The 22,892-nt window shown below is 66.6% G+C and carries 21 protein-coding genes and 1 tRNA gene; 6 read left to right on the forward strand and 16 right to left on the reverse strand.

Annotated elements, in window-relative coordinates; genetic code table 11:
* Positions 1-18 precede the first annotated feature (18 nt).
* A complete protein-coding gene (locus JHC36_RS02205) occupies positions 19-1,554 on the forward strand; it encodes a leucyl aminopeptidase (RefSeq protein WP_287915304.1) in 1,536 nt (511 codons plus the stop codon).
* Positions 1,554-2,000, forward strand: a complete 447-nt coding sequence (locus tag JHC36_RS02210) for a DNA polymerase III subunit chi (protein ID WP_287915307.1) — start codon at positions 1,554-1,556, stop codon at positions 1,998-2,000. The genes JHC36_RS02205 and JHC36_RS02210 overlap by 1 nt, the downstream gene beginning before the upstream one ends.
* A 139-nt stretch (positions 2,001-2,139) precedes the next feature.
* On the opposite strand, the gene JHC36_RS02215 is transcribed toward JHC36_RS02210, so the two are convergent.
* Complete coding sequence (locus JHC36_RS02215) at positions 2,140-2,358, reverse strand: hypothetical protein (RefSeq protein WP_287915310.1); 219 nt, start codon at positions 2,356-2,358, stop codon at positions 2,140-2,142.
* 204 nt (positions 2,359-2,562) lie between these two features.
* Between JHC36_RS02215 and JHC36_RS02220 the strand changes: the two genes are divergently transcribed.
* Positions 2,563-3,696: a branched-chain amino acid ABC transporter substrate-binding protein gene (locus JHC36_RS02220; RefSeq protein WP_287915312.1), complete on the forward strand. Its 1,134-nt coding sequence runs from the start codon at positions 2,563-2,565 to the stop codon at positions 3,694-3,696.
* Between the two features lie 207 nt (positions 3,697-3,903).
* Here the strand turns inward: JHC36_RS02220 and JHC36_RS02225 are convergent, their stop codons facing one another.
* The 6 genes from JHC36_RS02225 to mltG form a co-directional block, all read right to left on the reverse strand.
* Positions 3,904-4,587 (reverse strand): ankyrin repeat domain-containing protein, encoded by a 684-nt coding sequence (locus tag JHC36_RS02225; RefSeq protein WP_287915314.1) that lies wholly within the window; start codon positions 4,585-4,587, stop codon positions 3,904-3,906.
* Entirely contained in the window at positions 4,580-5,389 is an 810-nt protein-coding gene (locus tag JHC36_RS02230) for a TatD family hydrolase (protein WP_287915315.1), read from the reverse strand. The genes JHC36_RS02225 and JHC36_RS02230 overlap by 8 nt, the downstream gene beginning before the upstream one ends.
* Before the next feature lie 106 nt (positions 5,390-5,495).
* Positions 5,496-5,864: a PilZ domain-containing protein gene (locus tag JHC36_RS02235; protein ID WP_124221760.1), complete on the reverse strand. Its 369-nt coding sequence runs from the start codon at positions 5,862-5,864 to the stop codon at positions 5,496-5,498.
* Between the two features lie 9 nt (positions 5,865-5,873).
* The gene (locus JHC36_RS02240) at positions 5,874-6,887 is read right to left on the reverse strand and encodes a DNA polymerase III delta subunit-related protein (protein ID WP_287915318.1); all 1,014 of its coding nucleotides are present in this window, start codon (positions 6,885-6,887) and stop codon (positions 5,874-5,876) included.
* A 36-nt stretch (positions 6,888-6,923) separates the two neighbouring features.
* Positions 6,924-7,667, reverse strand: coding sequence for a dTMP kinase (gene tmk / locus JHC36_RS02245; RefSeq protein WP_287915320.1), 744 nt, complete (start codon positions 7,665-7,667; stop codon positions 6,924-6,926).
* A 6-nt stretch (positions 7,668-7,673) separates the two neighbouring features.
* A complete protein-coding gene (gene mltG, locus JHC36_RS02250) occupies positions 7,674-8,645 on the reverse strand; it encodes an endolytic transglycosylase MltG (protein WP_353846112.1) in 972 nt (323 codons plus the stop codon).
* 74 nt (positions 8,646-8,719) lie between these two features.
* Here mltG and ygfZ point away from each other — a divergent pair, with 74 nt between their 5' ends.
* Positions 8,720-9,664 carry a CAF17-like 4Fe-4S cluster assembly/insertion protein YgfZ gene (gene ygfZ / locus JHC36_RS02255; protein WP_503006780.1) on the forward strand — a complete coding sequence of 315 codons (945 nt, stop codon included), beginning with the start codon at positions 8,720-8,722 and terminating at the stop codon, positions 9,662-9,664.
* A gap of 36 nt (positions 9,665-9,700) precedes the next feature.
* On the opposite strand, the gene JHC36_RS02260 is transcribed toward ygfZ, so the two are convergent.
* Both JHC36_RS02260 and JHC36_RS02265 read right to left on the reverse strand, forming a co-directional pair.
* The gene (locus tag JHC36_RS02260; protein WP_287915322.1) at positions 9,701-11,863 is read right to left on the reverse strand and encodes an O-antigen ligase family protein; all 2,163 of its coding nucleotides are present in this window, start codon (positions 11,861-11,863) and stop codon (positions 9,701-9,703) included.
* A 201-nt stretch (positions 11,864-12,064) separates the two neighbouring features.
* On the reverse strand, positions 12,065-12,937 hold the full coding sequence (locus JHC36_RS02265) for a YbgC/FadM family acyl-CoA thioesterase (RefSeq protein ID WP_287915325.1): 873 nt from the start codon (positions 12,935-12,937) through the stop codon (positions 12,065-12,067).
* Between the two features lie 114 nt (positions 12,938-13,051).
* On the opposite strand from JHC36_RS02265, the gene gbd reads away from it, so the two are divergent.
* The gene (gene gbd, locus JHC36_RS02270) at positions 13,052-14,188 is read left to right on the forward strand and encodes a 4-hydroxybutyrate dehydrogenase (RefSeq protein WP_287915326.1); all 1,137 of its coding nucleotides are present in this window, start codon (positions 13,052-13,054) and stop codon (positions 14,186-14,188) included.
* 52 nt (positions 14,189-14,240) lie between these two features.
* On the opposite strand, the gene JHC36_RS02275 is transcribed toward gbd, so the two are convergent.
* From JHC36_RS02275 to acuI, 3 genes are all read right to left on the reverse strand, one after another.
* On the reverse strand, positions 14,241-15,335 hold the full coding sequence (locus tag JHC36_RS02275) for a patatin-like phospholipase family protein (protein ID WP_287915328.1): 1,095 nt from the start codon (positions 15,333-15,335) through the stop codon (positions 14,241-14,243).
* Between the two features lie 72 nt (positions 15,336-15,407).
* Positions 15,408-17,837 (reverse strand): Tex family protein, encoded by a 2,430-nt coding sequence (locus JHC36_RS02280; protein ID WP_287915329.1) that lies wholly within the window; start codon positions 17,835-17,837, stop codon positions 15,408-15,410.
* An 81-nt stretch (positions 17,838-17,918) separates the two neighbouring features.
* Positions 17,919-18,902 carry an acrylyl-CoA reductase (NADPH) gene (acuI, locus tag JHC36_RS02285; protein WP_287915332.1) on the reverse strand — a complete coding sequence of 328 codons (984 nt, stop codon included), beginning with the start codon at positions 18,900-18,902 and terminating at the stop codon, positions 17,919-17,921.
* Between the two features lie 206 nt (positions 18,903-19,108).
* Here acuI and JHC36_RS02290 point away from each other — a divergent pair, with 206 nt between their 5' ends.
* Complete coding sequence (locus tag JHC36_RS02290) at positions 19,109-19,696, forward strand: C40 family peptidase (protein WP_287915335.1); 588 nt, start codon at positions 19,109-19,111, stop codon at positions 19,694-19,696.
* 140 nt (positions 19,697-19,836) lie between these two features.
* On the opposite strand, the gene JHC36_RS02295 is transcribed toward JHC36_RS02290, so the two are convergent.
* From JHC36_RS02295 to hscA, 4 genes are all read right to left on the reverse strand, one after another.
* Positions 19,837-19,911: transfer RNA gene (locus JHC36_RS02295), tRNA-Val, on the reverse strand.
* A 58-nt stretch (positions 19,912-19,969) separates the two neighbouring features.
* Positions 19,970-20,668, reverse strand: a complete 699-nt coding sequence (gene dnaQ / locus JHC36_RS02300; protein ID WP_124221733.1) for a DNA polymerase III subunit epsilon — start codon at positions 20,666-20,668, stop codon at positions 19,970-19,972.
* Entirely contained in the window at positions 20,665-21,009 is a 345-nt protein-coding gene (fdx, locus tag JHC36_RS02305; RefSeq protein WP_124221730.1) for an ISC system 2Fe-2S type ferredoxin, read from the reverse strand. The genes dnaQ and fdx overlap by 4 nt, the downstream gene beginning before the upstream one ends.
* Before the next feature lie 10 nt (positions 21,010-21,019).
* Positions 21,020-22,882, reverse strand: a complete 1,863-nt coding sequence (gene hscA, locus JHC36_RS02310; protein ID WP_287915340.1) for a Fe-S protein assembly chaperone HscA — start codon at positions 22,880-22,882, stop codon at positions 21,020-21,022.
* Positions 22,883-22,892 lie beyond the last annotated feature (10 nt).

Here is a 22,892-nt window from a genome sequence, read left to right on the forward strand (position 1 = left end):
GTTCTCAAACCGCCAATTATGGACTTCGAAATTCTTCCCCTCGACCTCGCCTCGGCCGCGCAAACGCCGTGCGACGGCCTCCTCGTCTTGGTTCCACATGCCTACAAAGGCGGCCGATCCGGCTTGCCCAAACTGGTCGCTGAAGCGCTCGAGTCGGGCGATCTGGAAACTGCAGCCGGCAAGACCCTGCAGCTTTGGCAGCCTGCGGGCGTAGCGGCACGGCGCGTCGTGCTGGCGGGTTGCGCCGATGCAACGCCGCAGGCGCTGCGCCAAGCGGTGTCGGCAGGCGTCAGCCTCTTGCGCACGATGTCGGTTCGCCATCTCGTCGTGGCCTTTGCCGGCGCGGTCGACGCGCGCGGTCTGCGCGCCGCGGTTCTTGCGGCTTCCGAATCCAGCTATGTCTATACCGCCACGAAGAGCAAGCCCGAGCCACGCAAGCTCGAGCGCGTGAGCTTGGGACTTGCCCAGCCCGACGCCGAACTCGGCGCGGCTTTGGCCGAGGCCCAAGCCATCGCCGAAGGCGTCGAGTTCGCCCGCGAATGGGCGAACCGCCCGGCCAACCATGCCACGCCCGACCGCCTGGCCAAAGCCGCCCAGGAAATCGCCAAAGGCAGCAAGCTCATCGATTGCGAAGTGCTGGGGCCCAAGGAAGTCGAAAAACTCGGCATGGGCGCGTTCCTGGCGGTCGCCCAGGGCAGCCATGAGCCGCTGCGCTTCATCATCCTGAACTACCGCGGCGGCGCGCGGCGCGAGGCCCCAGTTGCGTTGGTGGGCAAGGGCATCACCTTCGACAGCGGCGGCATCTCGATCAAGCCGGCTGCCGAGATGGATGAAATGAAGTTCGACATGAGTGGCGCGGCGAGCGTCCTCGGCGTTTTCCGGGCCTTGGCGCGCCTGCAACCCAAGATCAATGTCGTCGGCTTGATCCCCGCTTGCGAGAACCTGCCCGACGGCAAGGCGGTCAAACCCGGCGATGTCGTCACCAGCATGAGCGGTCAGACGATCGAGATCCTCAATACCGATGCAGAGGGCCGCCTGGTGCTGTGTGACGCACTCACCTACGCCAAACGGTTCGAACCGCGCGCCGTCATCGACATCGCGACCCTGACCGGGGCCTGCATGATCGCTCTCGGTTCCGTTCGCAGCGGGCTCTTCTCCAACAGCGATGCGCTGGCCGCCGCCCTCGAGCGAGCGGGCGAGTCGGCCCAAGACCTGTGCTGGCGGATGCCACTCGACGATGAGTACGCCGAGGGTCTCAAAACCAACTTTGCCGACGTCGCCAACGTGGCGGGCCGCGCTGCGGGCGCGGTCACAGCCGCAAAGTTCTTGCAGCGCTTCGTGGAAGGGCTGGAATGGGCGCATCTGGACATTGCCGGTACCGCCTGGAAAGGTGGGCAGGCCAAGGGGGCGACCGGCCGTCCGGTGGGCTTGCTCCTCAGCTATTTGCTCTCGGTCGCCCATCACCTCACGGAAGCAGCACCGGCCGCTGCGGCCTCCCCTCAAGCAGATTCGCCGCAGGCACGGGGCCGTCGCCCACGGCCCGCGAAGGGTTGATGAAGCCGGAGGTTTTTTTCTTGTTGAACGCGCACGACCCGACGGCCCAGGTCTGTCGGGTCGTGCGCCGGATGCTCACCCGTGGCTCCACGGTGGCCATCTGCGCGAACTCGGAGCGCTTGAGCCTGATCGACCGCGCCCTGTGGTCGGCAGATGCGCAGTCGTTCGTGCCGCATTGCCGCAGCAGCGCCCCCGAGCCGCTGCGGCGGTACACACCGGTCTTACTGTACGAGGAGCGCGAGGCCGCGCCCCCGGCAGAGACGCTGATCCACCTTGGGGCCACTCTGGCTCCCGGATGGTCTGGCTTTGAAAGAGTGGTCGAAATCGTCGGCGACGATCCGTCCTCGGTGGCCGAGGCGCGCCAACTTTGGCGCGGCTACACCGCGCACGGCTGCAAGCCGCAGCACCATGATTTAAGCCTCAGGGCAGGGGGCGCCGATGCCTGAGCGACTGCAAGCGCCACCCACTGCCGCCTTGCCCATCCTGACCGAAGTGCTGCGACCGATCGGTGACGGCCTTGCTTGCATCGAGGCCGCCCCGCCTGTCCCGACCAAAGCGCCTTCAGCCCCGTCGGCCCAGACGCCGTCAACCGCAGCTCCAGCGAAGTTCGCCGAAGCGGAACGACCGGCGGAACTTGCGCCCGCAGTCGAAACCGATGCGCTCGATCCGGTGCATGTCCCGGAATCTTCCGACCCGGGGGCGGTTTTTGCAGCGCTCGAAGCCCGGATGGTCGAAGTGCTCGATCTCGAATTGGAACGTGTCCGCCGACGTTTGCTGGATGAACTGCAGCGGATGCGGGCGCACGGCCTTGACCCTGCTCGGGACGCTCCGAGAGAGACAGAGATCCCCCCTCAAGCTCCGGCGCGTCCGGATACTTCGAAAGGCTAGCCGCTTGCTCGTCGATGCCCACACCCGGGAACACGCTAATGGATTCAAGGGCTTTTTTGCGCTATCGTTTCACCGTTGAATTCAATCAACGTTGACCTTCCAACTTTGGAGATTTTGAACATGCAAATGAAACTGAAACTGACGGTGTTGGCTTCGCTAGCGGCTGTTTCTGGCCTGGTCGCGGCGCAGGACGTGCAGGTCGTGAAAATCGGACACGCGGCTCCGATGTCCGGCCCGCAGGCGCACTATGGCAAGGACAATGAAAACGGCGTGCGCATGGCCATCGAAGACCTCAACGCGCAAAACATCGTGATCGGGGGCAAGAAGATCAAGTTCGAGCTCGTGCCGGAAGACGATGCGGGCGATCCGAAGCAGGGGACCGCCGTCGCTCAAAAGCTCTGCGACGCCAAGGTCAACGGCGTGGTGGGCCACCTGAACTCGGGCACGACGATCCCCGCTTCGAAGGTCTACCATGATTGCGGTATTCCGCACATCACGGGCGCGGCGACCAACCCCGATCTGACCAAGCCGGGCTACAAGACCACGTACCGCATCATTGCCAACGACAACTCGCTGGGTGCGGCGCTCGCGTACTACGCCGCCGATGCGCTCAAACTCAAGACCGTGGCCGTCATCGATGACCGCACGGCTTATGGCCAGGGCGTTGCCGAAGTGTTCAAGAAGACCGCCGAGTCCAAAGGCCTCAAGGTGGTCGACCAGCAATTCACCAACGACAAGGCCACCGACTTCATGGCCATTCTGACCGCGATCAAGGCCAAGAAGCCCGACGCCGTGTTCTACGGCGGTATGGACGCCCAAGCGGGCGCCATGCTCCGTCAAATGGACCAACTGGGCCTGACCAACGTCAAGTTCTTCGGTGGCGATGGCATCTGCACGAACGAAATCGTGAAGATCGCCGCGGGCGCCAAGAGCTTGAGCAACGTGGTTTGTGCCGAAGGCGGCTCTTCGATCGCCAAGATGCCGGGCGGTGTCGAGTGGAAGAAGCGTTACGACGCGAAGTTCCCGGGCCAGTTCCAGATCTACAGCCCGTATACCTACGACGCGACCTTCGTGCTGGTCGACGCGATGAAGCGTGCCAACTCGACCGACCCGAAGGTCTACACGCCCGAAATCATCAAGACGAACTACAAAGGTGTGACGGCCAACATCCAGTTCGAGCCGAACGGCGAGCTGAAGAACCCGGCCGTGACCTTGTCCGTCTACAAAGACGGCAAGAAGGTTGCGCTGAACTGATCTTCGGCCGATACACGAAGAAAAAGCCACCTTCGGGTGGCTTTTTTGTGGTGAGGTCGGAGCAGTGGCGGGAACACAGGCTTTGCATGGACGCCTGTGCAGACGTCATTCATGACTTTACATAATATACATCGTATGAAACTGCGAGGCGATCGTCGGGATCGCATCGGTCAGCCATCCCCGCCAGGACCGAATGGCCAATGCGGCTCACCATTCGCCCTTGGGCCGCCGGGCACGGATGAATGCGGCGATCAGTTCTGCGGACTCTGCGTTTTTTGCCATCTGCGCAAAGTCGATCGCGGTCAGCCCCAAATCGTTTTTCAAGCTCGGATCTGCGCCTTCTTCGAGCAACAACTTGACGGCCGCCGGCGTGCCGTACCGGGCGGCCATCATCAAGGGCGTCGTTCCATTGGGGGACGCGGCGTCGATGTACGCATGCTCATCGAGCAGGATCTGCATGATTTCGACATGGCCTCGGCTGGCCGCATAGTGCAGCGGCGTCCAACCCGGCTTGTTGACGTCCGCGTCGCGGGCGATCAATCGCTGTACCCAAGCGCGTTCGCCTTTGATCGCGGCGAGCATCAAAGGACTCTCGTCATGGCGGTTGCGCCGCTCGACGTCCACGCCCGGAACGTCCAACAGCAACTCGACCACTTGCCGCGAGCCTTCGCGAATCGCCATCAACAGCGCGGTTTCGCCTTCGGGGTTCGGCGTGTTCGGATCGAACCCGCGCTGCAACAGCCGCCGAACGGTATCGGCGTCGTCGCGCAACACGGCCGTGAAGAAATCCTCATAGGAGCCGGCTTCCGCGAGCCCGAAAACCGTCGCCGCCAGCGCGCCGAGCCACAGCGTGCGGCGGCGCGGCTGCCAATGCCGCAAGCGCTCAGCCATGTTCACGCACCCGCGAAAACAGCCGATCGAAATTGGCGCTGGTCAGCGCGCCGATCGCCTCGGGATCGCTGCCGCGCAGTTCCGCCAGCTTCGCCGCCACCAGTGGCACATAGGCCGGCGTGTTGAGCTTGCCTCGATGCGGCGTGGGTGCCAGATAAGGACTGTCGGTTTCGATCAGCAAGCGGTCATCTGGGACGAAGCGCGCCACTTCTTGCAGGGCGATCGCGTTTTTGAAGGTCACGATGCCTGAAAACGAAATGAAGTAGCCGAGATCGAGCACCTGGCGCGCGACCTCCATCGACTCGGTGAAGCAGTGAAACACGCCACCGGCGCCACTGCCCTGCCCCTCCCCCTCTTCCCGAAGAATGCTCAAGGTGTCTTCGGCTGCCGAGCGGCTATGGATCACCAGCGGTAGGCCGGCTCGTTGTGCGGCCCGGATATGCGTGCGAAAGCGATCGCGCTGCCATTCGAGGGCCTCGATACCACGACCGCCTTTGCGGCCTTCGAGGTCGTAGTAGTCGAGGCCGGTCTCGCCGATCGCGACCACCCGCGGCTTGGCCGCACGCTCCACGAGGTCGGCTATGGAAGGTTCGGTCACCCCCTCGTTGTCGGGATGGACGCCCACCGAGGCCCAGACACCCTCGTCGCGAAGCGCGAGCGCGTGGACGTCGTCAAATTCTTCGATGGTGGTGCAGATGCACAGGGCGCGCGTGACTCGGGCCTCGCGCATTTGCGCGCGTATGGACGCGAAATTCTCCGCGAGCTGAGGAAAAGTCAGATGACAGTGTGAGTCGGTAAACATGAAGGGCTGCAAAGGGGTTCAACGTAAATCCGGCGGTTGGGCGCGCCCGGGCGGGCTGACGCATGCGCTTCACCGCCAGCGCCCAGGACCGGCTGACGCGGGCCGTTCAGAGGGTTTGGGTTGGGCGCTCGGATGCCAAGTGCGCGCCCAGCATCTGCTCGATTTTGATTTTGAGTTGCCGCGACTTTTCGTCGCTGGGCAAACGGACACCGACCCCCTGGGTGCGGGTGCCCGAAGCTCGAGGCGTGATCCAGGCCACCGTGCCGGCCACCGGGTAACGCTGCGGATCGTCGGGCAGCGTCAGCAGCATGTAGATGGTGTCGCCAAGCTGGTACTCCTTGGCGGTTGGAACGAAGATGCCCCCGTCCTTGAACAAGGGGATGTAGGCGGCATACAAAGCCGCCTTCTCCTTGATGGCGAGTTGGATGACGTTCGAGCGCGAAGCGGCTGAGGAAGCGGCGGGCGGCGTGGACATGTGCGAAGTTTAGGCCATGCGCAGGACTTTGTGGGCCTGTGCCGCGAGGGCTTCCAGAGCCAGGGCTGGCTGAAACGGGTGGTCTGCTGTTTCCGCAGCGCGCAAGAGCGCCTTGGCCCAGGCGCTCAAGGCAGCGAGCGCCGCAGCCGAGTCCACCTCCGCTCGGGCCACCGGGAGATCCTGGGGCTCAAAAAACCGCGGCTGGCCACCCAGACGACGAGTCATCAGGTCGACCGACAGTTTTTGCAGGAACGAGATCGATTGGGCGAGCGTCAAGCCGCTCAAGGCGGATGCATCGCCACGGGCCAAAGCCGCGGGCATCGCCGCCCACTGCGCGGCGCTGCGATCTCCTTGCGCGAGACGCAGCGCCTCGAAGGGCAGGCCACCGGCCAAGCGCAGAAAGGCGCGCGCGTCCTCGGCCGCAACGCCCTGCCGCTCCAGCCACGGAAGCACCTCTGCGCTGCTGGGCCAGGCGAGACTGACGCTTTGGCAACGGCTGCGGATCGTCGCGGGCAAGCGGTGCGCAGCCTGCGTGGCCAGCACGAAGCGCGTTTCTCCCGCGGGTTCCTCGAGCGTCTTGAGCAGAGCGTTGGCAGCGATTTCGTTCATCCGGTCGGCGGGGTCGATCAGCACCACTTTGCCTCGACCGCGGGCGCTGGTGCGTTGGGAAAACTCGATGGCGTCGCGCAGAACCTCGACGCGGATTTCGGCGCTGGGCTTGCGGCGCTTCTCATCGATGTCCGCCTGCGCCTTCTCGGGCAAGGGCCAGCCGAGTGCCAGCAGATCGGTCTCGGGCATCAGCACGGCCAGGTCCGCATGCGCGCGGACTTCGATTGCATGGCAGCTGGCGCAGCCACCGCAAGCCCCGTCGGCCTTCGGTGCATCACACAGCCAGGCCTGAGCCAGCGCCAGGGCCAGCTCCCGCTGGCCGAGTCCACTCGGTCCCAGAATCAAAAACGCGTGACCGCGGCGCTCCAGAAGCTGCGCCAGAGCGGGGATCAACCAAGGCGGCAGGGTCGGCATGGGCAAGCAACATCCAGGAAAGGGGGGCAAGTGAGTTCACTCGCGGCGGGCAGGGGGCAGCGGCCAGCGGCTGGCGACGGCTTCGAGGACCTGATGCCAGACGAGCTCCGGTGGCTGCGCGGCATCGACGCGCACGATCCGACCGGCCGCCGCTTGCGCGCGCCGGGCGTAGCCAAGCCGCACGCGCTCGAAAAATCCGAGGGTTTCGGCCTCGAAGCGGTCGGGTGTGCGGGCGCGGGCGAGCCGCTCGGCGGCCTGTTCTGGCGTGATGTCGAACCAAAGCGTCAGATCCGGCTCGATCCAGCGCTGAGCTTCCGACGCAGCCTTGGGTTCCGAGGCTGCGCCACCGGTTGCTCGGGTGGGGTCGCCGGGCGTATCCGGAACGCTCTGCACCCAATGTTCGAGCTGGGTGAGCATGTCGTCCGACAAGCCCCGGCCCGCGCCCTGGTAGGCGAAGCTGGCATCGGTGAACCGGTCGCACAAGACCACCGCGCCACGATCGAGCGCCGGAACGATGACCCGCAGCAGATGGTCGCGCCGCGCGGCAAAGACCAGCAGCACCTCGGTCAAGGTGTCCATCGCGTCGTGAAGGACCATGGAACGAAGCGCCTCCGCAAGCGGCGTGCCGCCCGGCTCCCGGGTCACCACGACTGTCTGCCCGCGTTCGCGCAGCCATTGCGCCAAGGGCTCGATATGCGTCGACTTACCAGCGCCGTCGATGCCTTCAAAGCTGATGAAGCAGCCGCGCGGCGTCTCGATCATGGGGGTGCGGGTCGTCATGGGGGGCTATTGTCCGCGCTGATACCGGTTGACCGCTCGGTTGTGTTCTTCGAGCGTAGCGCTGAAGTGACTGCTGCCATCGCCGCGCGCGACGAAGTAAATCGCGTCGGTGTTTGCGGGCTGCACGGCGGCAAGCAGCGAAGCGCGCCCAGGCATGGCGATCGGCGTGGGCGGCAGGCCGCTGCGGGTGTAGGTGTTCCAGGGCGTGTCGGTCTGCAGGTCGCGCTTGCGCAGGTTTCCGTCGAAGCGCTCGCCGAGCCCGTAGATCACCGTTGGATCGGTCTGCAGCGGCATACCGCGGCGCAACCGGTTGATGAACACGCCGGCAATCAAGCGGCGGTCTTGCTCGCGGGCGGTTTCTTTCTCGATGATGCTCGCGAGGATGAGCGCTTCTTCAGCGCTGGCGAGCGGCAGGTCGCTGGCACGCAGCGCCCAGGCCGCGGCGAGTTGGTGGTCCATGGCCCGCATCGCCCGCGCCAGGATGCTGAGGTCGCTGGCGCCTTTGGCATAGGTGTAGGTGTCGGGGAAGAAGCGACCCTCGGGTGCCACGCCCGGCCGACCCAGCGCCTGCATGAGGGTGGCGTCGTCCAGTGCCCGGCTGTCGGCCCGCAGGTCGGAGGCTTGCGCCAGCGCGGCGCGCACCTGTCGCCAGTTCCAGCCTTCGACGATGGTGAGGGTGCGCAAGCTCTCCTCGCCGCGCACGAGCTTGCGCAGGAGCGAGCGCGGCGTGGTGCCCGGTTCGAGCGCGTAATTGCCCGCCCGGATCTGCCGTGCCTGGCCTGAGAGCCGAAACCAGGCATACAGCGCGAGCGGTGACACCGGCACGCCCGCATCGGCTACGGCTTGCGCGACCGCACGCGGGGGCGTGCCGGGCTCGATCGAGAGATCGACCGCCTCGCCCGAAATCGGCAGCGGCTGGTGGATCCACCACAGGCCCGCGCCGCCCAGCAGCAGCACCGTGACCCACAGTGCTTTCAAGACCCGACGCACGACGCTGCTACCTTCATGGGAAACTGGCTCGAAGACAATCGATCATCATAATTCAGGGCATGATGCAAGCGTCGATGAATGAACGGACTCCCCCCCTCCCCCTCCATGGCGTGGCTGCGTTGCCGCAACTGGGCGTGATTCGTGCCGAAGGCGAAGACGCCGCGCGCTTTCTGCACGGCCAGCTGACGCAGGATTTCCTGCTGCTCGGGCCCGATGAGGCGCGCTTGGCGGCGTTTTGCTCGCCCAAGGGCCGCATGCTGGCGAGCTTCATCGGCATCAAGCCCACGCCGCAAGAAATCCTGCTGGTCTGTCAGGCCGACGTGCTGCAGACCACGCTCAAGCGGCTGTCGATGTTCGTGCTGCGCGCCAAGGTGCGCCTGAGCGATGCCAGCCCCGCCTACGAACTGCGCGGCCTGCTTGGGAATGCTCTTTCTTCGATAGCAGAAGAAGACCGAAAGACGCTGGCGTGCAAGGATTTTGGCTCGGGAAAACTGGTTTTTCTGCATCCAGCGCCCAGCCTCTCCCGCGCGCTCTGGATCGCCCCGCGCGGCACGCCCGCGCCCGCCGGGGCGGAACTCGACCCCGTCCTCTGGCAATGGGCCGAGGTCCAAAGCGGTGTGGCCTGGGTCAGCGCAGCGATTTCCGACCAGTTCGTGCCGCAGATGCTCAATTACGAGTCGGTTGGCGGCGTGAACTTCAAGAAGGGCTGCTATCCGGGCCAAGAGGTGGTTGCGCGCAGCCAGTTCCGGGGCGTGCTCAAACGCCGGGGCTATCTCGTGCACGGGGAAGTCGAGCTTCGCGCGGGCCAGGAGGTGTTCCGCGCGGCCGACCCCGAGCAGCCCTGCGGGCTGGTGGCGCAAGCAGCCCCCTCGCCTTTCGGCGGCTTTGATGCCATCGCCTCGTTGCAGATCAGCGCGGCCGAGGCCGCCGACCTGCACCTGGGCGCCGCGGATGGACCGGCATTGTCGCTGCGTCCCCTGCCCTACGCGCTCTTGGCCGACGTCTGATCGCCACTGAGCCGACGCGCGGAGGCGGCGCCGCGCTCACAGCCGGCTGCGATACGGCTCCGGAATGCGCTCGCGCACCGCGTCTTTTTGCTCAGGAAGCGCCGCCGCCAGCGCAGCACGGTACGCGGCCAGTGCCTTGGCCTCGTCATGCACGCTGTTGTCGGCGGCCCAGATGTCGCCGCTCTTGAGGAAGCCGTCGATCGCATATTGGGGCCAGCGCTGGCTGCGCAGTTCGAGCGCGCGCAGCGCCAACGGCCAATCCTTCGCGCGGCCGCCGAGCACATAGGCGCCGTTGAGCAGATCGAAGTCAAATTGCCCTTGCTCGACCAGCCGCTTGGCGAGGGAGTAGGCCTCGTCTTCGCGGCCGCTGCGGCTGAGCAGGATCACCTCCAGCGAGTTCAGTGACGGTGCCTCGGGCTGCACGTCGCGCGCCCGCATGAGCAGCACGATGGCCTTGTCGAGCTGGCCCATCTGGGCATAGCCACGCGCGATGTTGGCCAGGATGGCTACGACGTAGGGCCGCGAGGCCAGCACCGACTCCCAGACCCAAGTCGCATCGGCCCAGTCGCCCCAGCGTGCCATTTCGTCGGCAGCCATGGGGGTGATCTTGCGGTAGTGTGGGTTGATCGCGATGCCTTCGCGCAGGCTTTGCAGCATTTCGCGCTTGAGGCCATCCCAGCGGGGGTCGTTGTACGCGCCGGATTGGCTGATGGTGAGCGCGATCTTGACCGCGTACACGATCTTGCGCTCGGCTTCGGCCGCCTGCTGGCTGATGTAGGCCGCCAGCGCCAACGCGAGCCCCAGCGCCGCGAGCGCCAAACGCGAGCGCACCGGACTCCACGGCAGCGCGCGGGCCCCGAGGCGCGCCAGCGAGCCCCCCTCGCCCGCAGCGAACCCGCGTGCGTCCGTCGCCGCCAGCAGGCCCAGCGCCAGCGCGAACCAGGCGCCGGTGCTTGCCAGCCGCCACGGAAAGCCGGCGTTGCTGACGATCAGGAACATCCCGAGCCCGAGCAGCGTGAACGCACGCAAGACGCCGTCCCCCGTCGCGTCCTGCCCGTGCGGGGCGTCGCTGGCCGCACGGTCCGGCAGCGCCCGGCTCCAGGTCCTCCAGGCGGCCGTCGCGAGCCAGCCCAGCAGAGCGAGCAGGAACAACAGGCCGACCAGCCCATATTCCGCGAGCAGTTGCAGCAGCTCATTGTGGGCGTAGTAGTCGGTTTCGAGTTGTGAGCCGCGCGGCAGGTAGCGCGGAATCTCCACCTCCCAGGCACCCGCGCCCACGCCGGTGAGCGGGTGCGCGAGCGCCATGCGCGTCGTGGCCTTCCACATGCCCCAGCGCATCGAGAACGAGCGCTGCGTGTATTCCTCGGCCTCGGTCATTGAGCGCGAGCGTGCCAGCGCCCGCTCGATGGCGGTGACACCCCGATGCTCGACGCGGTTCTCCTCCAAGAGTTTGGGGTTGCCCGTAGGAATGAAGCCCAGCACCAGAACCACCCCGAGCACCACGCCCGCCGCTTGCCCCAGCTCGCGCCCACGCCAGCCCGAAGCCGCGAGCGCCGCCTGATACCGCCACAGCGCGAGCGGCAGCGCCACAGCAGCGAACACGAGTGCCAGCAAGGCCGAGCGTGTGCCGGTCATCAGCACGGCCACCAGCGTCAAGCCCGTACTCGCAGCCCACAGCCAGCGCCGTGCGCCCGCGGGTGTGCGCAGCATCAGCAGCGCCGAGAACGGCAGCGTGCAGACCGCAAACTCGGCGAAGAAATTTCGGTTCACGAAGGTGGACGCGGGGTTCGGCCCCTGCGGGAACCCACTGAAGTCGACCCAGAACTGCAGCGCCGCCCAGACCGAGGCCACCACCGCGCCCGCGTGCACGCCGAGCAGCAAGCGGTCCACCCGCGGCCCATCGGCCAGTTGCAGCGTCAGCCACAGGAGCAGTGCGAGGATGGCCCAACGGATCGCCTCGACCCCCGCCAAATACGTGTGCGACCAGGCCATGCTGCCCAGCGCCCAGCCCATCAGGGCGAGCGGCAGCCACACCGCGCCGTGCCAGCGCAGCGGCTCCGTGCGCGAGCGCTGCGCCCAAAAAAACAGGGTCGCGGCGATCAGCGTGCCCCAGGCCACGATCATGGATTTGAGCGTGTCTTGCAGCATTTCCTCGCTGGGCACCCCCAGCGCCGGCGCGAGCACCAGCGTGAGGGCCATCACCACGGTGGCGCCGCCGTCGTCGGGCAGCGGCGATCCGTGACGCGCTGCGCGAGCCGGGGCTGCGCTGGCACCAAGCGGCGCGGCCTGATTCGGCAGATCGACAGCGGCGGCGCTCGCGCGCTTCGGTGCAAGAGTCGCGTTGCTCGTTGGGGCCCCGTGGGCCTGCTTTCGGGCCATCGGTACGCTCGGGGAAGCCGCTCAGGCCTGGGCGGGGGGACGGGGCATGGCCATTTCGATGTGCTCGATGCCGACCTCTTCGAAGGCCGCACCGCGCGGCACGAAGCCCAACCGGCGGTAGAAGGCCTCAGCGCTGCGCTGCGCGTGCAGGATCACCTCCTGGTCGCCGCGGGCCCAGGCCGCGTCGAGCAGCGCGCGCAGCACGCGCGCGCCCAATCCGCTGCCCCGCATGGCGCGGATCACCGCCATGCGGCCGATGCGCCCGACCCCAGCGGCGTGCTGCAGCAAGCGGCCCGTGGCCAGCGGCTGCTCGAGCCGGTTGAACACCACCGCATGCACCGCGGTGGCGTCGTCCACATCCCACTCGTCTTCGGCGCGGATGCCTTGCTCCGCCACGAACACCTCGGTGCGCACCGCCGACGCTGCGGCGCCCAGCGTGCTCCACGCACCGGTGGCCACGCGCACGACGGGCTTGCCGGCTTCAAAGTCGGCCAGCAGGTTGCGCAAGGCATCGGGCACGCGCCGCGCGGTCTGCGTGGTGGGGTCGGCGAAGACATAGATCAGTTCGCCACCGACGAGGAACTGCTCGCCGCGGAACACCCCGCCCGTGAACACCAAAGACGAATGGCCGACGCGCGCGCAACGCAGTCCGATCTCGAGGGTGTCGTCGGCACGGGCGCTGGCGTGGTATTCGACGCTGGCCTTACGCACATACAGGTCACCGCCCAGGGCCTCCATCGCCGCCTCATACGGCAGGCCGAGCGCGCGCCAGTAGTCGGCGATGGCCGTGTCGAAATACATCAGGTAGTGCGCATTGAAGACGATTTTCTGCATGTCCACCTCGGCCCAGCGCACGCGCAGCCGGGTCAGGCAGCGAAAGTCGGAGCGCTTCATCGACGACCTCCCGCCCAAAGACGTGCGGACACCGGCGTTACACAGGTGACGCCCGTGACGCCTTGGACATGGCAGCATGGACGCATCAGAACGAACCCCACAGGAGACACAGACATGGCCCTCATCCATTACGTGACGCAGATCCAATTCGAGGATGGCGCATTGGCCCTGCTGCCGCAGGAGTGCATGCGCGTTGGCATCCGCCGCCCGCTGATTGTGACCGACGCCGGGGTGCGCGCCGCGGGCCTGCTCGATCGCGCGCTCGCCGCTCTGCCCGGCGTGCCGCATGCGGTCTATGACGGCACACCATCCAACCCCACCGAGGCAGCGGTGCGCCAGGCGGTGGCCGTCTATCGTGAGGCTGCTTGCGACGGCTTGATCGCGCTCGGCGGCGGCTCGGCCATCGACTGCGCCAAGGGGGTGGCGATTGCGGCGACGCATCCGGGGCCGCTCAAAACCTACGCCACCATCGAGGGCGGCTCGCCCAAGATCACCGAGCGGGTCGCGCCCGTGATCGCGGTGCCCACCACCGCCGGCACCGGCAGCGAAGTGGCGCGCGGCGCCATCGTCATCGTGGACGACGGGCGCAAGCTCGGGTTTCATTCCTGGCATCTGGTGCCCAAGGCCGCCATTCTCGACCCCGAGCTCACGCTGGGCCTGCCGCCGCGCCTGACCGCCGCGACCGGGATGGACGCCATTGCGCACTGCATGGAAACCTTCATGGCGCCTGCGTTCAATCCGCCGGCCGACGGCATCGCGCTCGATGGCTTGGCGCGCGGCTGGGCCCACATCGAGCGCGCCACGCGTGACGGCCAAGAGCGCGAGGCCCGGCTGCAGATGATGAGCGCGTCCATGCAGGGGGCGCTCGCGTTTCAGAAGGGGCTCGGTTGCGTGCACAGCTTGAGCCACAGCCTCGGTGGCCTCGACCCACGGCTGCACCATGGCACGCTCAACGCGGTGTTCCTGCCCGCGGTGATCCGCTTCAACGCCGAGGCGGAATCGATCCGTCGCGAGCGCCGGCTCGAGCGGATGGCGCAGGCGATGGGCCTGCCCGCCCGCGCCGACCTGGCCGACGCGGTGCGTGCGCTCAACCAGGGCCTGGGCTTGCCCAGCGGCCTGGCCGAACTGGGGGTGCGCGAATCGCACTTCGACGCCATCATTGCCGGGGCCCTCGCCGACCACTGCCACAAAACCAACCCGCGCCTGGCGAGCGCCGAGGACTATCGAAGGATGTTGCTGGAGAGTTTGTGAGTGCTGCGGGCGACGCCGCGCCCGGCCTTGCTTCAACGCACCCCAGAGCGCCTCAAAGCGCCTCGACCCGCCGCAGGTCCGGCCGCTCCAGCCAGGCGGCCCATTCGTCGGCGAGTTGGCGGGCAGCTGCAGTGGCGGCGCTCCAGGCCTGCACGCGGGCGGCCAGGTCGGGCCCGTAGCGGGTGAAGTCGGTACGGTCGGGTAGTTTTCCGTTGGGCAGACGGCGGACCCATTCGGGGTCGGGCGCGAGCACGACGGTGGTGTCGAGGAACGAACTCGATCCGTGCCGCCATTTCAGCGCTTTGTCGAGCCAGCCCGGCACGACCTGCTTTTGAAAATGCGGGTAGAGCACCAGGCCCGCGCCGGGCCCGGGCTGCGGGCACGAGGCGTAATCCAGGTGCAGGTGGTAGTCGGTGATGCCGCCGTCCCAATACGCCCCAGGCGGTGCGCCGGGGATGTCGTGCACCGCCTGCAACACGAAGGGAATCGAGCAACTGGCCTGCAGCGCGGGCATGAAATTCTGTTCGGTGAGCGGCAAGGCCCGGGTGCGGAAGTCCCGCGTGGCAAACGGCAGGGCGTGCGGCGTGATGGAAAACACCACCCGTTCGAGCCAGGCCCCCAGCGCACGCCGCTGCGCCACGTTGCTCGCAAAAGCGCCCAGGTAACCCAGCGGCGTGAACAGCCCGTGCTCGCGCCGCAGCACATGGCGCCCGCGCGAGGTGAGGATGTGCAGCCGGTATCGCGGATGACCGAGCACTTCGCCGACCCGGCCGCCATAAAACAGTTCGAGGTTACGGGCAAAGGTCTCGCTGACCTGCCGGGCGCTTGGGCGCTTCTGCCCCGGCGGCAGCTCGTAGTGCTGACGGATGTAGTCATGCTCGAGCCGCTCGAACGCAGCGACCGCGTCGTCCAGACAGGCGGTGGCCATGCGCCACGCGCCGATGGAGGCGCCCACGAGATGCACCGGCTGCGTGCTGCGCGGCAGCCACTCGCCAAACAAAAAGCGATCGAGCGGCCCAAGGATCAGCCCTTTGGGTCCGCCCGCAGCCGCCGGAATGACGCCCACGTCCTGCGGCGCGAGGCCGTTTTGCTCGAGATGCCGCCGGGCAACGGGTCCGGCATAAATGCGCAGTGCGGAGGTGGCCATGAGGGCAGTTTTGGACGATTTTGGCAGATTGCCGGCGTCTTTCGGTCGATTGGTGCTATAGTTTTTGGAGTGTCAGCGGTGGGCGCCGGTCTGGCGCAATCGCGCGAACGCACTGGCCATCGCGGTGTTCGTAGGGACCGGCTCGCCGCGTGCGGCGCGTGCCCCGGCGCGGCCGGCAGGCTCGTAGCGGTTTTCGCGCGCGGCGTCGCGCCGGGCCGGTGCCGTGTCGAGCTTCATCGTCAGGCTGATGCGCCCCCGGGCCGCATCCACCTCGAGTACCTTGACCTTGACGATGTCGCCGGTCTTGACCACCTCGCGCGCGTCGCTGACGAACCTGTGACTGAGCTGGCTCACATGCACCAACCCGTCCTGATGCACGCCCAGATCCACGAACGCGCCGAAGGCCGCGACGTTGCTGACCGTACCCTCCAGGATCATGCCGGGCTGGAGGTCTTGCAGCGCTTCAACCCCCTCGTTGAAGCGCGCCACCTTGAAGTCGGGGCGAGGGTCGCGGCCGGGCTTTTCGAGTTCTCCCAGGATGTCACGGACCGTGATCGGGCCAAAGCGTTCGTCCGCAAAACGCTCGGGCTTGAGGCTTTTGAGGAGTTCGGGGCGCCCCATGAGCGCATCGACGGGCTGCCCGGTCGCTGCAATGATTTTTTCGACGACCGGGTAGGTTTCGGGGTGCACGCCGGTCATGTCGAGCGGGTTGTCGCCGCCTCGGATGCGCAAGAAGCCGGCGCTCTGCTCGAAGGTCTTGGGGCCGAGGCCACTGACCTCGAGCAACTGCCGCCGGTTGCGAAACGCGCCATGCGCTTCGCGCCAGCGCACCACGGCGCGCGCCACGCCCGGCGTGAGGCCCGAGACCCGCGCCAGCAGCGGCACGCTGGCGGTGTTGAGGTCCACCCCGACATGATTCACGCAGTCTTCCACCACGGCGTCGAGCGTGCGGGCCAGCGCGCTTTGGTTCACGTCATGCTGGTATTGGCCCACGCCGATGCTCTTGGGGTCGATCTTCACCAGCTCGGCCAGCGGGTCCTGCAGCCGCCGCGCGATGCTCACCGCGCCACGCAGGCTCACATCGACGTCGGGCAACTCCTGGCTGGCGTATTCGCTGGCCGAATAGACCGACGCGCCGGCCTCGCTGACGACTATCTTTTTCAGAGCAGAAGGTGACCATTCCGCGCCGGCATCGGCGGTTTTTTGCAAGAATTTGAGCACGTCGGCGGCCAGCCGGTCGGTTTCGCGGCTGGCGGTGCCGTTGCCGATGGCGATCAGAGCCACCCGATGCTTTTCGCACAAACGGGCGAGCGTGTGGAGGGCGCCGTCCCAGTCCTTGCGAGGCTCGTGCGGATAGACTGTAGCGGTGTCGACGAGCTTGCCGGTGGCATCGACCACCGCCACTTTCACGCCCGTGCGGATGCCCGGATCGAGCCCCATGACCGGCTTCGGGCCGGCGGGCGCGGCCAGCAACAGATCCCGCAGGTTGTCGGCGAACACCTTGATCGCGACTTTCTCCGCCTCCTCGCGCAGCCGGGTGAGCAGGTCGCGCTCGATCGAAAGGCTGAGCTTGACCCGCCAGGTCCAGGCGATGCATTTGCGAATCAACGCGTCGCCGGGGCGCCCCTGGTGGCTCCAGCCCAAATGCTGGGCGATACGGCCCTCGGCGACGCTCGGCTGGCCGGGCTCGGGCTCTACGGGCAACGCGAGTTTGACCTGCAACACCTCCTGGCTGCGCCCGCGGAGCACCGCGAGCGCCCGGTGCGAAGGCACCCGGCCGATCGGCTCCGCGTAGTCGAAATAGTCGCGGAACTTCGCGACTTCGGGCGCGTGCTCGTCCTTGCCTTCGACGCACAGGCTGCGCAGCACACCCTCGGCCCACAGCCACTCGCGCAGGTCTTGCACCAGACGGGCGTCCTCGGCCCAGCTTTCGGAGAGCAAATCCCGCACGCCATCGAGCACGGCCGCGACCGTCGAAAAGTCGGCACCTTCGACGCTGCCGGCCGGGCGCAGATAGGCCTGGGCTTCCGTCGTCGGGTCGAGGCTTGGGTCCGCGAACAGTCGCTGCGCCAGCGGCTCGAGGCCCGCCTCACGGGCGATCATGCCCTTGGTGCGGCGCTTCGGTTTGTAGGGCAAATAGAGGTCTTCGAGCTCCTGCTTGGTCGGCGCGGCTTCGATCGCAGCGCGCAGCGCCGGTGTGAGCCTGCCCTGCTCGTCGATGCTCTTGAGCACCGCGGCGCGGCGCTCCTCCAACTCGCGCAAATAGCCCAGACGCGCCTCGAGCTCGCGCAGCTGCACATCGTCGAGCCCCCCGGTGGCCTCCTTGCGGTAACGGGCGATGAACGGCACGGTCGCGCCGCCGTCGAGCAGGTCCACCGCCGCTTGTACCTGGCGAGCGGCCACGCGCAATTCCTCCGCAATCTGCGCGGTGATGCGTTGTTCGGTCTGCGCGGGCAAGCCACGCGCGGTCGCGGCCCCGGCGTTCGAAAATTCAGTCGTCATACAAACACGAGGAAATTCAGGTTCGAGAAAGGCCACGCCGGCCGAGCGCCGCCCGGCCGGGAAGGCGGCTTCCGCGCGGCCTCAGCCGCCGATACGCACCACGATGCGGCCGCGCACTTGCCCTGCCATGAGTGCATGCGCGCGCTCAATGGCAGCGGACAGCGGCACTTCCTCCGTCATGGCTTCGAGCAAAGCCGGGTCGAGGTCGCGGGCCAGCCGCGCCCAGGCGCGTTCGCGGCGCGCGAGCGGCGCCATCACCGAATCGATGCCCACCAGCGTCACACCACGCAAGATGAACGGCAACACCGTCGTCGGAAGTTCATTGCCCTGGGCCAGCCCACACGCCGCCACGACACCGCCATAGCGGGTCTGCGCCAGCGCATTGGCCAGCGTGTGCGAGCCCACCGCATCGACCACACCGGCCCACCGCTCCTTCTGAAACGGCTTGCCCGGCGCGGCGAGTTCAGCCCGGTCGATGACCTTAGCCGCGCCGAGCCGGTGCAGGTACGCGGCTTCCTGCATCTTGCCGGTGGCGGCGACCACGCGGTACCCCAGCCGACCGAGCAACGCGACGGCCACACTGCCCACACCGCCCGTAGCCCCAGTGACGAGCACCTCGCCGTCGCCTGGCTGAACGCCATGATCTTCGAGTGCCAGCACGCACAGCATCGCCGTGTAGCCCGCCGTGCCGATGGCCATGGCCTGCCGCGCGCTCAAGCCCTGCGGCAGACGCACCAACCACCCACCACGCAAGCGCGCCTTTTCGGCCAGACACCCCCAATGCGTCTCGCCGACGCCCCAGCCGTTGTGAATGAAAGCGTCACCCGGCTTCCAATCGGGATGAGACGACTCCACCACCTCCCCGGCGCCATCGATGCCTGCCACCATCGGCCACTGCCGCACGACCGGCGCCCGGTTCGTGATGGCCAAGCCATCCTTGTAATTGAGCGTCGACCAATCGACACGCACGAGCACATCGTCAGGAGGAAGCAGCGCTTCGTCGAGGCTACGGATGCTGGCGCGAAAGCCGGCCTCGTCTTTTTCTAGGAGCAGGGCTTGGAACATGGTCTACAAAGCTGGGGGGTCAATCGCTCTGAGGCGGCGCGCTGTAAGGCGGCCACTGCGGGAATAAGGGATTGTGCCGCGAAGCTTTCGGCGTGTCGAAAATTCCGTTCATCGCGGAAATCATGAAGTCCGAAATTTTGAAAAACAATGATTTATAGCTCGATCTTCATTTGACTTCTGATGAAGCAAGCCGTAAGCTCGACCCGATGCGAATTTTGATCCTGAGCCTGCTGCTTTGTGGCAGCGCGGTGGTGGCAGAGCCTGTGCCCACGCCTACCGCCACCCCAGACGCGCCCAGTGCGTCCACTTCCGCGCCTGCGCCGGGCCTCGTCGGCCGGGTCGGTGAACGACTGGTCAGCAGCCTGACGCAAGTCCGCACCAGCCTGGGCGACACCGCCTCGGGCCTGGTTGAAAACGCCATGGGCTTTCTGGGTGTCCCCTACCGGCGCGGCGGGAACTCGGCCGAGACCGGCTTCGACTGCAGTGGATTCGTCCGCAACGTCTACGAACAAACCGTGGGCTTAGTGTTGCCCCATCGCGCGAGCGAACAGGCGCAGGTGACGCAAGTCATCGACCGCGAAGAACTCCAACCCGGCGATCTGGTTTTCTTCAACACCATGCGCCGTGCTTTCAGTCACGTCGGGATCTACTTGGGTGAAGGCAAATTCATCCACGCCCCACGCTCCGGCGCCAAGGTGCGGGTCGAGGATATGCGTGAGGCGTATTGGCGCACGCGATTCAACGGCGCGCGACGCGTCATCAGCACCCTCCGAGACGGCGAGAGCAGCCAGTAAGCCCGTCCAACACCGACTGGTTCTTGGGCCCCCCGGTGCCTGGCTGCGAGCGGGCGTCGCATCCGCGCGAAGACGGGACCGATGCAAGCAAAGAAAAAGCCCGCATGAGCGGGCTTTCTTGTCGGGAAAACAGAATGGGTTGGTGGGTGATGCAGGGTTCGAACCTGCGACCCCTGCCGTGTGAAGGCAGTGCTCTACCACTGAGCTAATCACCCCTGCCCTGCCCGACGGATCAGGCAGCGCTGCGAAGCTTAGGATTATGCCATAGGATTTTCAGCGCACCCAAAGCGTGCGGCCACCGCTGGCCTTGTCCAGTTCGGCCAGCACCGCCTGGTGCGCCAGCCGTTCGGCCTCGTTGGGCTCGATCACCGGCAATTCGAATTGCCGCAGGTCGATGCTCACACGGGCCCCATCGGCGGCAAGCTCCTCTTCACCCTCGATCGGCAAGGCATCCTGGCCGCGGGTCAAACCGATGTAGACCTCGGCCAACAGTTCGGCATCGAGCAAGGCGCCGTGTAGCGTGCGGTGCGAGTTGTCTACGCCCAGACGGTCACAAAGCGCATCGAGGCTGTTGCGTTTACCTGGAAACTGCTGCTTGGCCAGCCGCAAGGTGTCGATCACACCAGCAATGTGCTGCTCCAGGGGCTCGCGGCCGAGCAACTCGAGCTCCTTGTTCAGGAAGCCCAGGTCGAAGTCGGCGTTGTGGATGATCAGCTCTGCCCCCCGCAGATAGTCGAGCACCGTGTCGACCACCTCGGCAAAGCGCGGTTTGTCGCGCAGAAATTCGTTGCTGATGCCATGCACCTTGAGCGCATCTTCGTGGCTGTCGCGCTCCGGGTTCAGGTACAGGTGCAGGTTGTTGCCTGTGAGTTTGCGGTTGACCAACTCGACGCAGCCGATTTCGATGATGCGGTCTCCGGCCGCGGCCGACAGGCCGGTGGTCTCGGTGTCGAGCACGATCTGGCGACTCATGTCGGCGCACCCTCTTTGGCGTGGTTGATCGAATACCGCGGAATCTCGATCACCAGGTCTTGCTGCGCCAGGATGGCCTGACAGGACAAGCGCGACTGGGGCTCCAGCCCCCAAGCGCGGTCGAGCATGTCGTCCTCGCACTCCTCGGTGGGATTTAGGCTGTCGTACCCCTTGCGCACGATGACATGGCAGGTGGTACAGGCGCAGCTCATCTCACAGGCGTGTTCGATCGGAATGCCGTTGTCGAGCAGCGCCTCGCAGATCGACGTGCCCGCAGGGGCCGAGACGGTCGCCCCCTGGGGGCAATACTCCGGGTGGGGAAGGATTTGGATCACAGGCATGGGTGCCCTTTCAAAGCGTGTCGAGACGCTGGCCAGCCAGCGCCTTCTGGATCCCGGCGTTCATGCGCCGGGCGGCGAAAGCCTCCGTCTCGGTCGCCAGCGCCTGGCTCGCGGCCTCGATCGATGGCGCATCGTTGGCCGCCTCGACGGTCCTTTGCAGCGCCTCCATGCGCTCCTCGATGCGCTCACGCTCGCCCGGCAACAACAGCGCGCCGTCTTGCTCGATGGCGCTGCGCGTGGCCAGCAGCAGACGGTCGGCGTCGACCCGTGCCTCGACGAGCGCGCGCGCCTTCATATCGGCCTGCGCGGTCGAAAAGCTTTCCTGCAGCATCCGGGCGATCTGTTCGTCGGACAGGCCATAAGACGGTTTGACATCGATCGCGGCCTCGACACCGCTCGTCAGCTCTTGGGCATGCACATGCAGCAAGCCGTCGGCATCGACGGTGAAGGTCACGCGAATCCGCGCCGCACCCGCTGCCATTGGGGGAATGCCGCGCAGCTCGAAGCGCGCAAGGCTACGGCAGTCGGCAACCAGGTCGCGCTCGCCTTGCACCACATGCAGCGCCAGCGCGGTCTGACCATCCTTGTACGTGGTGAAGTCCTGCGCCATGGCCGTGGGGATGGGTGTGTTGCGCGGAATGATGCGCTCGACCAAGCCCCCCATGGTCTCGATGCCGAGCGAAAGCGGAATGACATCGAGCAACAACAAATCGCCACTCGGGTCGTTGCCGGCGAGCTGGTTGGCCTGAATCGCCGCGCCGAGCGCCACCACCTCGTCCGGGTTGAGGTTGTTGAGCGGCTCCCGCCCGAAGAAATCGGCCACCCCCCGCTGAACTTGCGGCATGCGGGTCGAGCCACCCACCATCACCACGCCCTGAATGTCGGCTGGCGCGAGCTGCGCATCACGCAAGGTGCGGCGCACCACGGCCATGCAGCGCTCGGTGAGCGGCTGGGTTGCCGCCTCGAACTCGGCGCGTGTCACGCTCAGGTCGCGCCCAGCCTCGGGCCAGACTTCGCGCAAACCGACCGTATCGGCCGAACTCAAACGCTCTTTGACCCGGCGAGCCGCCAGCCGCAGGTGCGCCTGGCTTTCGGGGTCTGCGCTGCCCAGTTCGGGCGCACGCTCCAGCAGCCAGGCGGCCAAGGCGCGGTCGTAGTCGTCGCCGCCGAGCGCCGAATCACCACCGGTGGCGAGCACCTCGAAAACGCCTGAGCTCATGCGCAGGATCGAGACATCGAAGGTTCCGCCTCCGAGGTCAAAGACCGCGTAGATGCCCTCACTCGCGTTGTCCAGCCCATAGGCCACGGCTGCTGCCGTCGGCTCATTGATGAGCCGCAGCACCTTCAAGCCCGCAAGCAGCGCCGCATCCTTCGTCGCCTGCCGTTGGGCATCGTCGAAATAAGCGGGTACGGTGATGACGGCGCCGTACAACTCCGAGTCGAAGCTGTCCTCGGCACGCTGCCGCAGCGTCGCGAGGATCTCCGCGCTCACCTCGACCGGCGTTTTCACGCCTTGGACCGTCTCGATGGCGACCATTTCGGGGCGGTCGACGAAGCGGTAGGGCAAACGCTCCCGTTCGGCAATGTCGGCCAGCCGCCTTCCCATGAAACGCTTGACCGAAACGATGGTGTTCTGCGGGTCGGTCGCCGCCGCGGCCAGCGCTTCGTCGCCCACCACGCGTCGCCCGTCGGGCAGATAACGCACCACGGACGGGAGCAAAACCCGTCCTTGGGCGTCGGGCAGGCACTCGGGCGTGCCGTGGCGGACGGCCGCGACGAGGGAGTGCGTCGTCCCCAGGTCGATGCCCACTGCGATGCGGCGGGCGTGGGGATCGGGTGTTTGCCCGGGTTCGGAAATTTGGAGGAGTGCCATGAATGAATGA

Origin of the sequence: Tibeticola sp. (assembly GCF_022759015.1) — a bacterium.
Taxonomy (GTDB): domain Bacteria; phylum Pseudomonadota; class Gammaproteobacteria; order Burkholderiales; family Burkholderiaceae_C; genus Tibeticola; species Tibeticola sediminis.

Bases quoted from the DNA above. Each gene is read 5' to 3' on its own strand.
- JHC36_RS02205 (WP_287915304.1), top strand. From the start codon at position 19: ATGGACTTCGAAATTCTTCCCCTCGACCTCGCCTCGGCCGCGCAAACG.
- JHC36_RS02210 (WP_287915307.1), top strand. From the start codon at position 1,554: ATGAAGCCGGAGGTTTTTTTCTTGTTGAACGCGCACGACCCGACGGCC.
- JHC36_RS02220 (WP_287915312.1), top strand. From the start codon at position 2,563: ATGCAAATGAAACTGAAACTGACGGTGTTGGCTTCGCTAGCGGCTGTT.
- JHC36_RS02225 (WP_287915314.1), bottom strand. From the start codon at position 4,587: ATGGCTGAGCGCTTGCGGCATTGGCAGCCGCGCCGCCGCACGCTGTGG.
- JHC36_RS02230 (WP_287915315.1), bottom strand. From the start codon at position 5,389: ATGTTTACCGACTCACACTGTCATCTGACTTTTCCTCAGCTCGCGGAG.
- JHC36_RS02235 (WP_124221760.1), bottom strand. From the start codon at position 5,864: ATGTCCACGCCGCCCGCCGCTTCCTCAGCCGCTTCGCGCTCGAACGTC.
- JHC36_RS02240 (WP_287915318.1), bottom strand. From the start codon at position 6,887: ATGCCGACCCTGCCGCCTTGGTTGATCCCCGCTCTGGCGCAGCTTCTG.
- tmk (WP_287915320.1), bottom strand. From the start codon at position 7,667: ATGACGACCCGCACCCCCATGATCGAGACGCCGCGCGGCTGCTTCATC.
- ygfZ (WP_503006780.1), top strand. From the start codon at position 8,720: ATGCAAGCGTCGATGAATGAACGGACTCCCCCCCTCCCCCTCCATGGC.
- JHC36_RS02260 (WP_287915322.1), bottom strand. From the start codon at position 11,863: ATGGCCCTCACGCTGGTGCTCGCGCCGGCGCTGGGGGTGCCCAGCGAG.
- JHC36_RS02265 (WP_287915325.1), bottom strand. From the start codon at position 12,937: ATGAAGCGCTCCGACTTTCGCTGCCTGACCCGGCTGCGCGTGCGCTGG.
- gbd (WP_287915326.1), top strand. From the start codon at position 13,052: ATGGCCCTCATCCATTACGTGACGCAGATCCAATTCGAGGATGGCGCA.
- JHC36_RS02275 (WP_287915328.1), bottom strand. From the start codon at position 15,335: ATGGCCACCTCCGCACTGCGCATTTATGCCGGACCCGTTGCCCGGCGG.
- JHC36_RS02280 (WP_287915329.1), bottom strand. From the start codon at position 17,837: ATGACGACTGAATTTTCGAACGCCGGGGCCGCGACCGCGCGTGGCTTG.
- acuI (WP_287915332.1), bottom strand. From the start codon at position 18,902: ATGTTCCAAGCCCTGCTCCTAGAAAAAGACGAGGCCGGCTTTCGCGCC.
- JHC36_RS02290 (WP_287915335.1), top strand. From the start codon at position 19,109: ATGCGAATTTTGATCCTGAGCCTGCTGCTTTGTGGCAGCGCGGTGGTG.
- dnaQ (WP_124221733.1), bottom strand. From the start codon at position 20,668: ATGAGTCGCCAGATCGTGCTCGACACCGAGACCACCGGCCTGTCGGCC.
- fdx (WP_124221730.1), bottom strand. From the start codon at position 21,009: ATGCCTGTGATCCAAATCCTTCCCCACCCGGAGTATTGCCCCCAGGGG.
- hscA (WP_287915340.1), bottom strand. From the start codon at position 22,882: ATGGCACTCCTCCAAATTTCCGAACCCGGGCAAACACCCGATCCCCAC.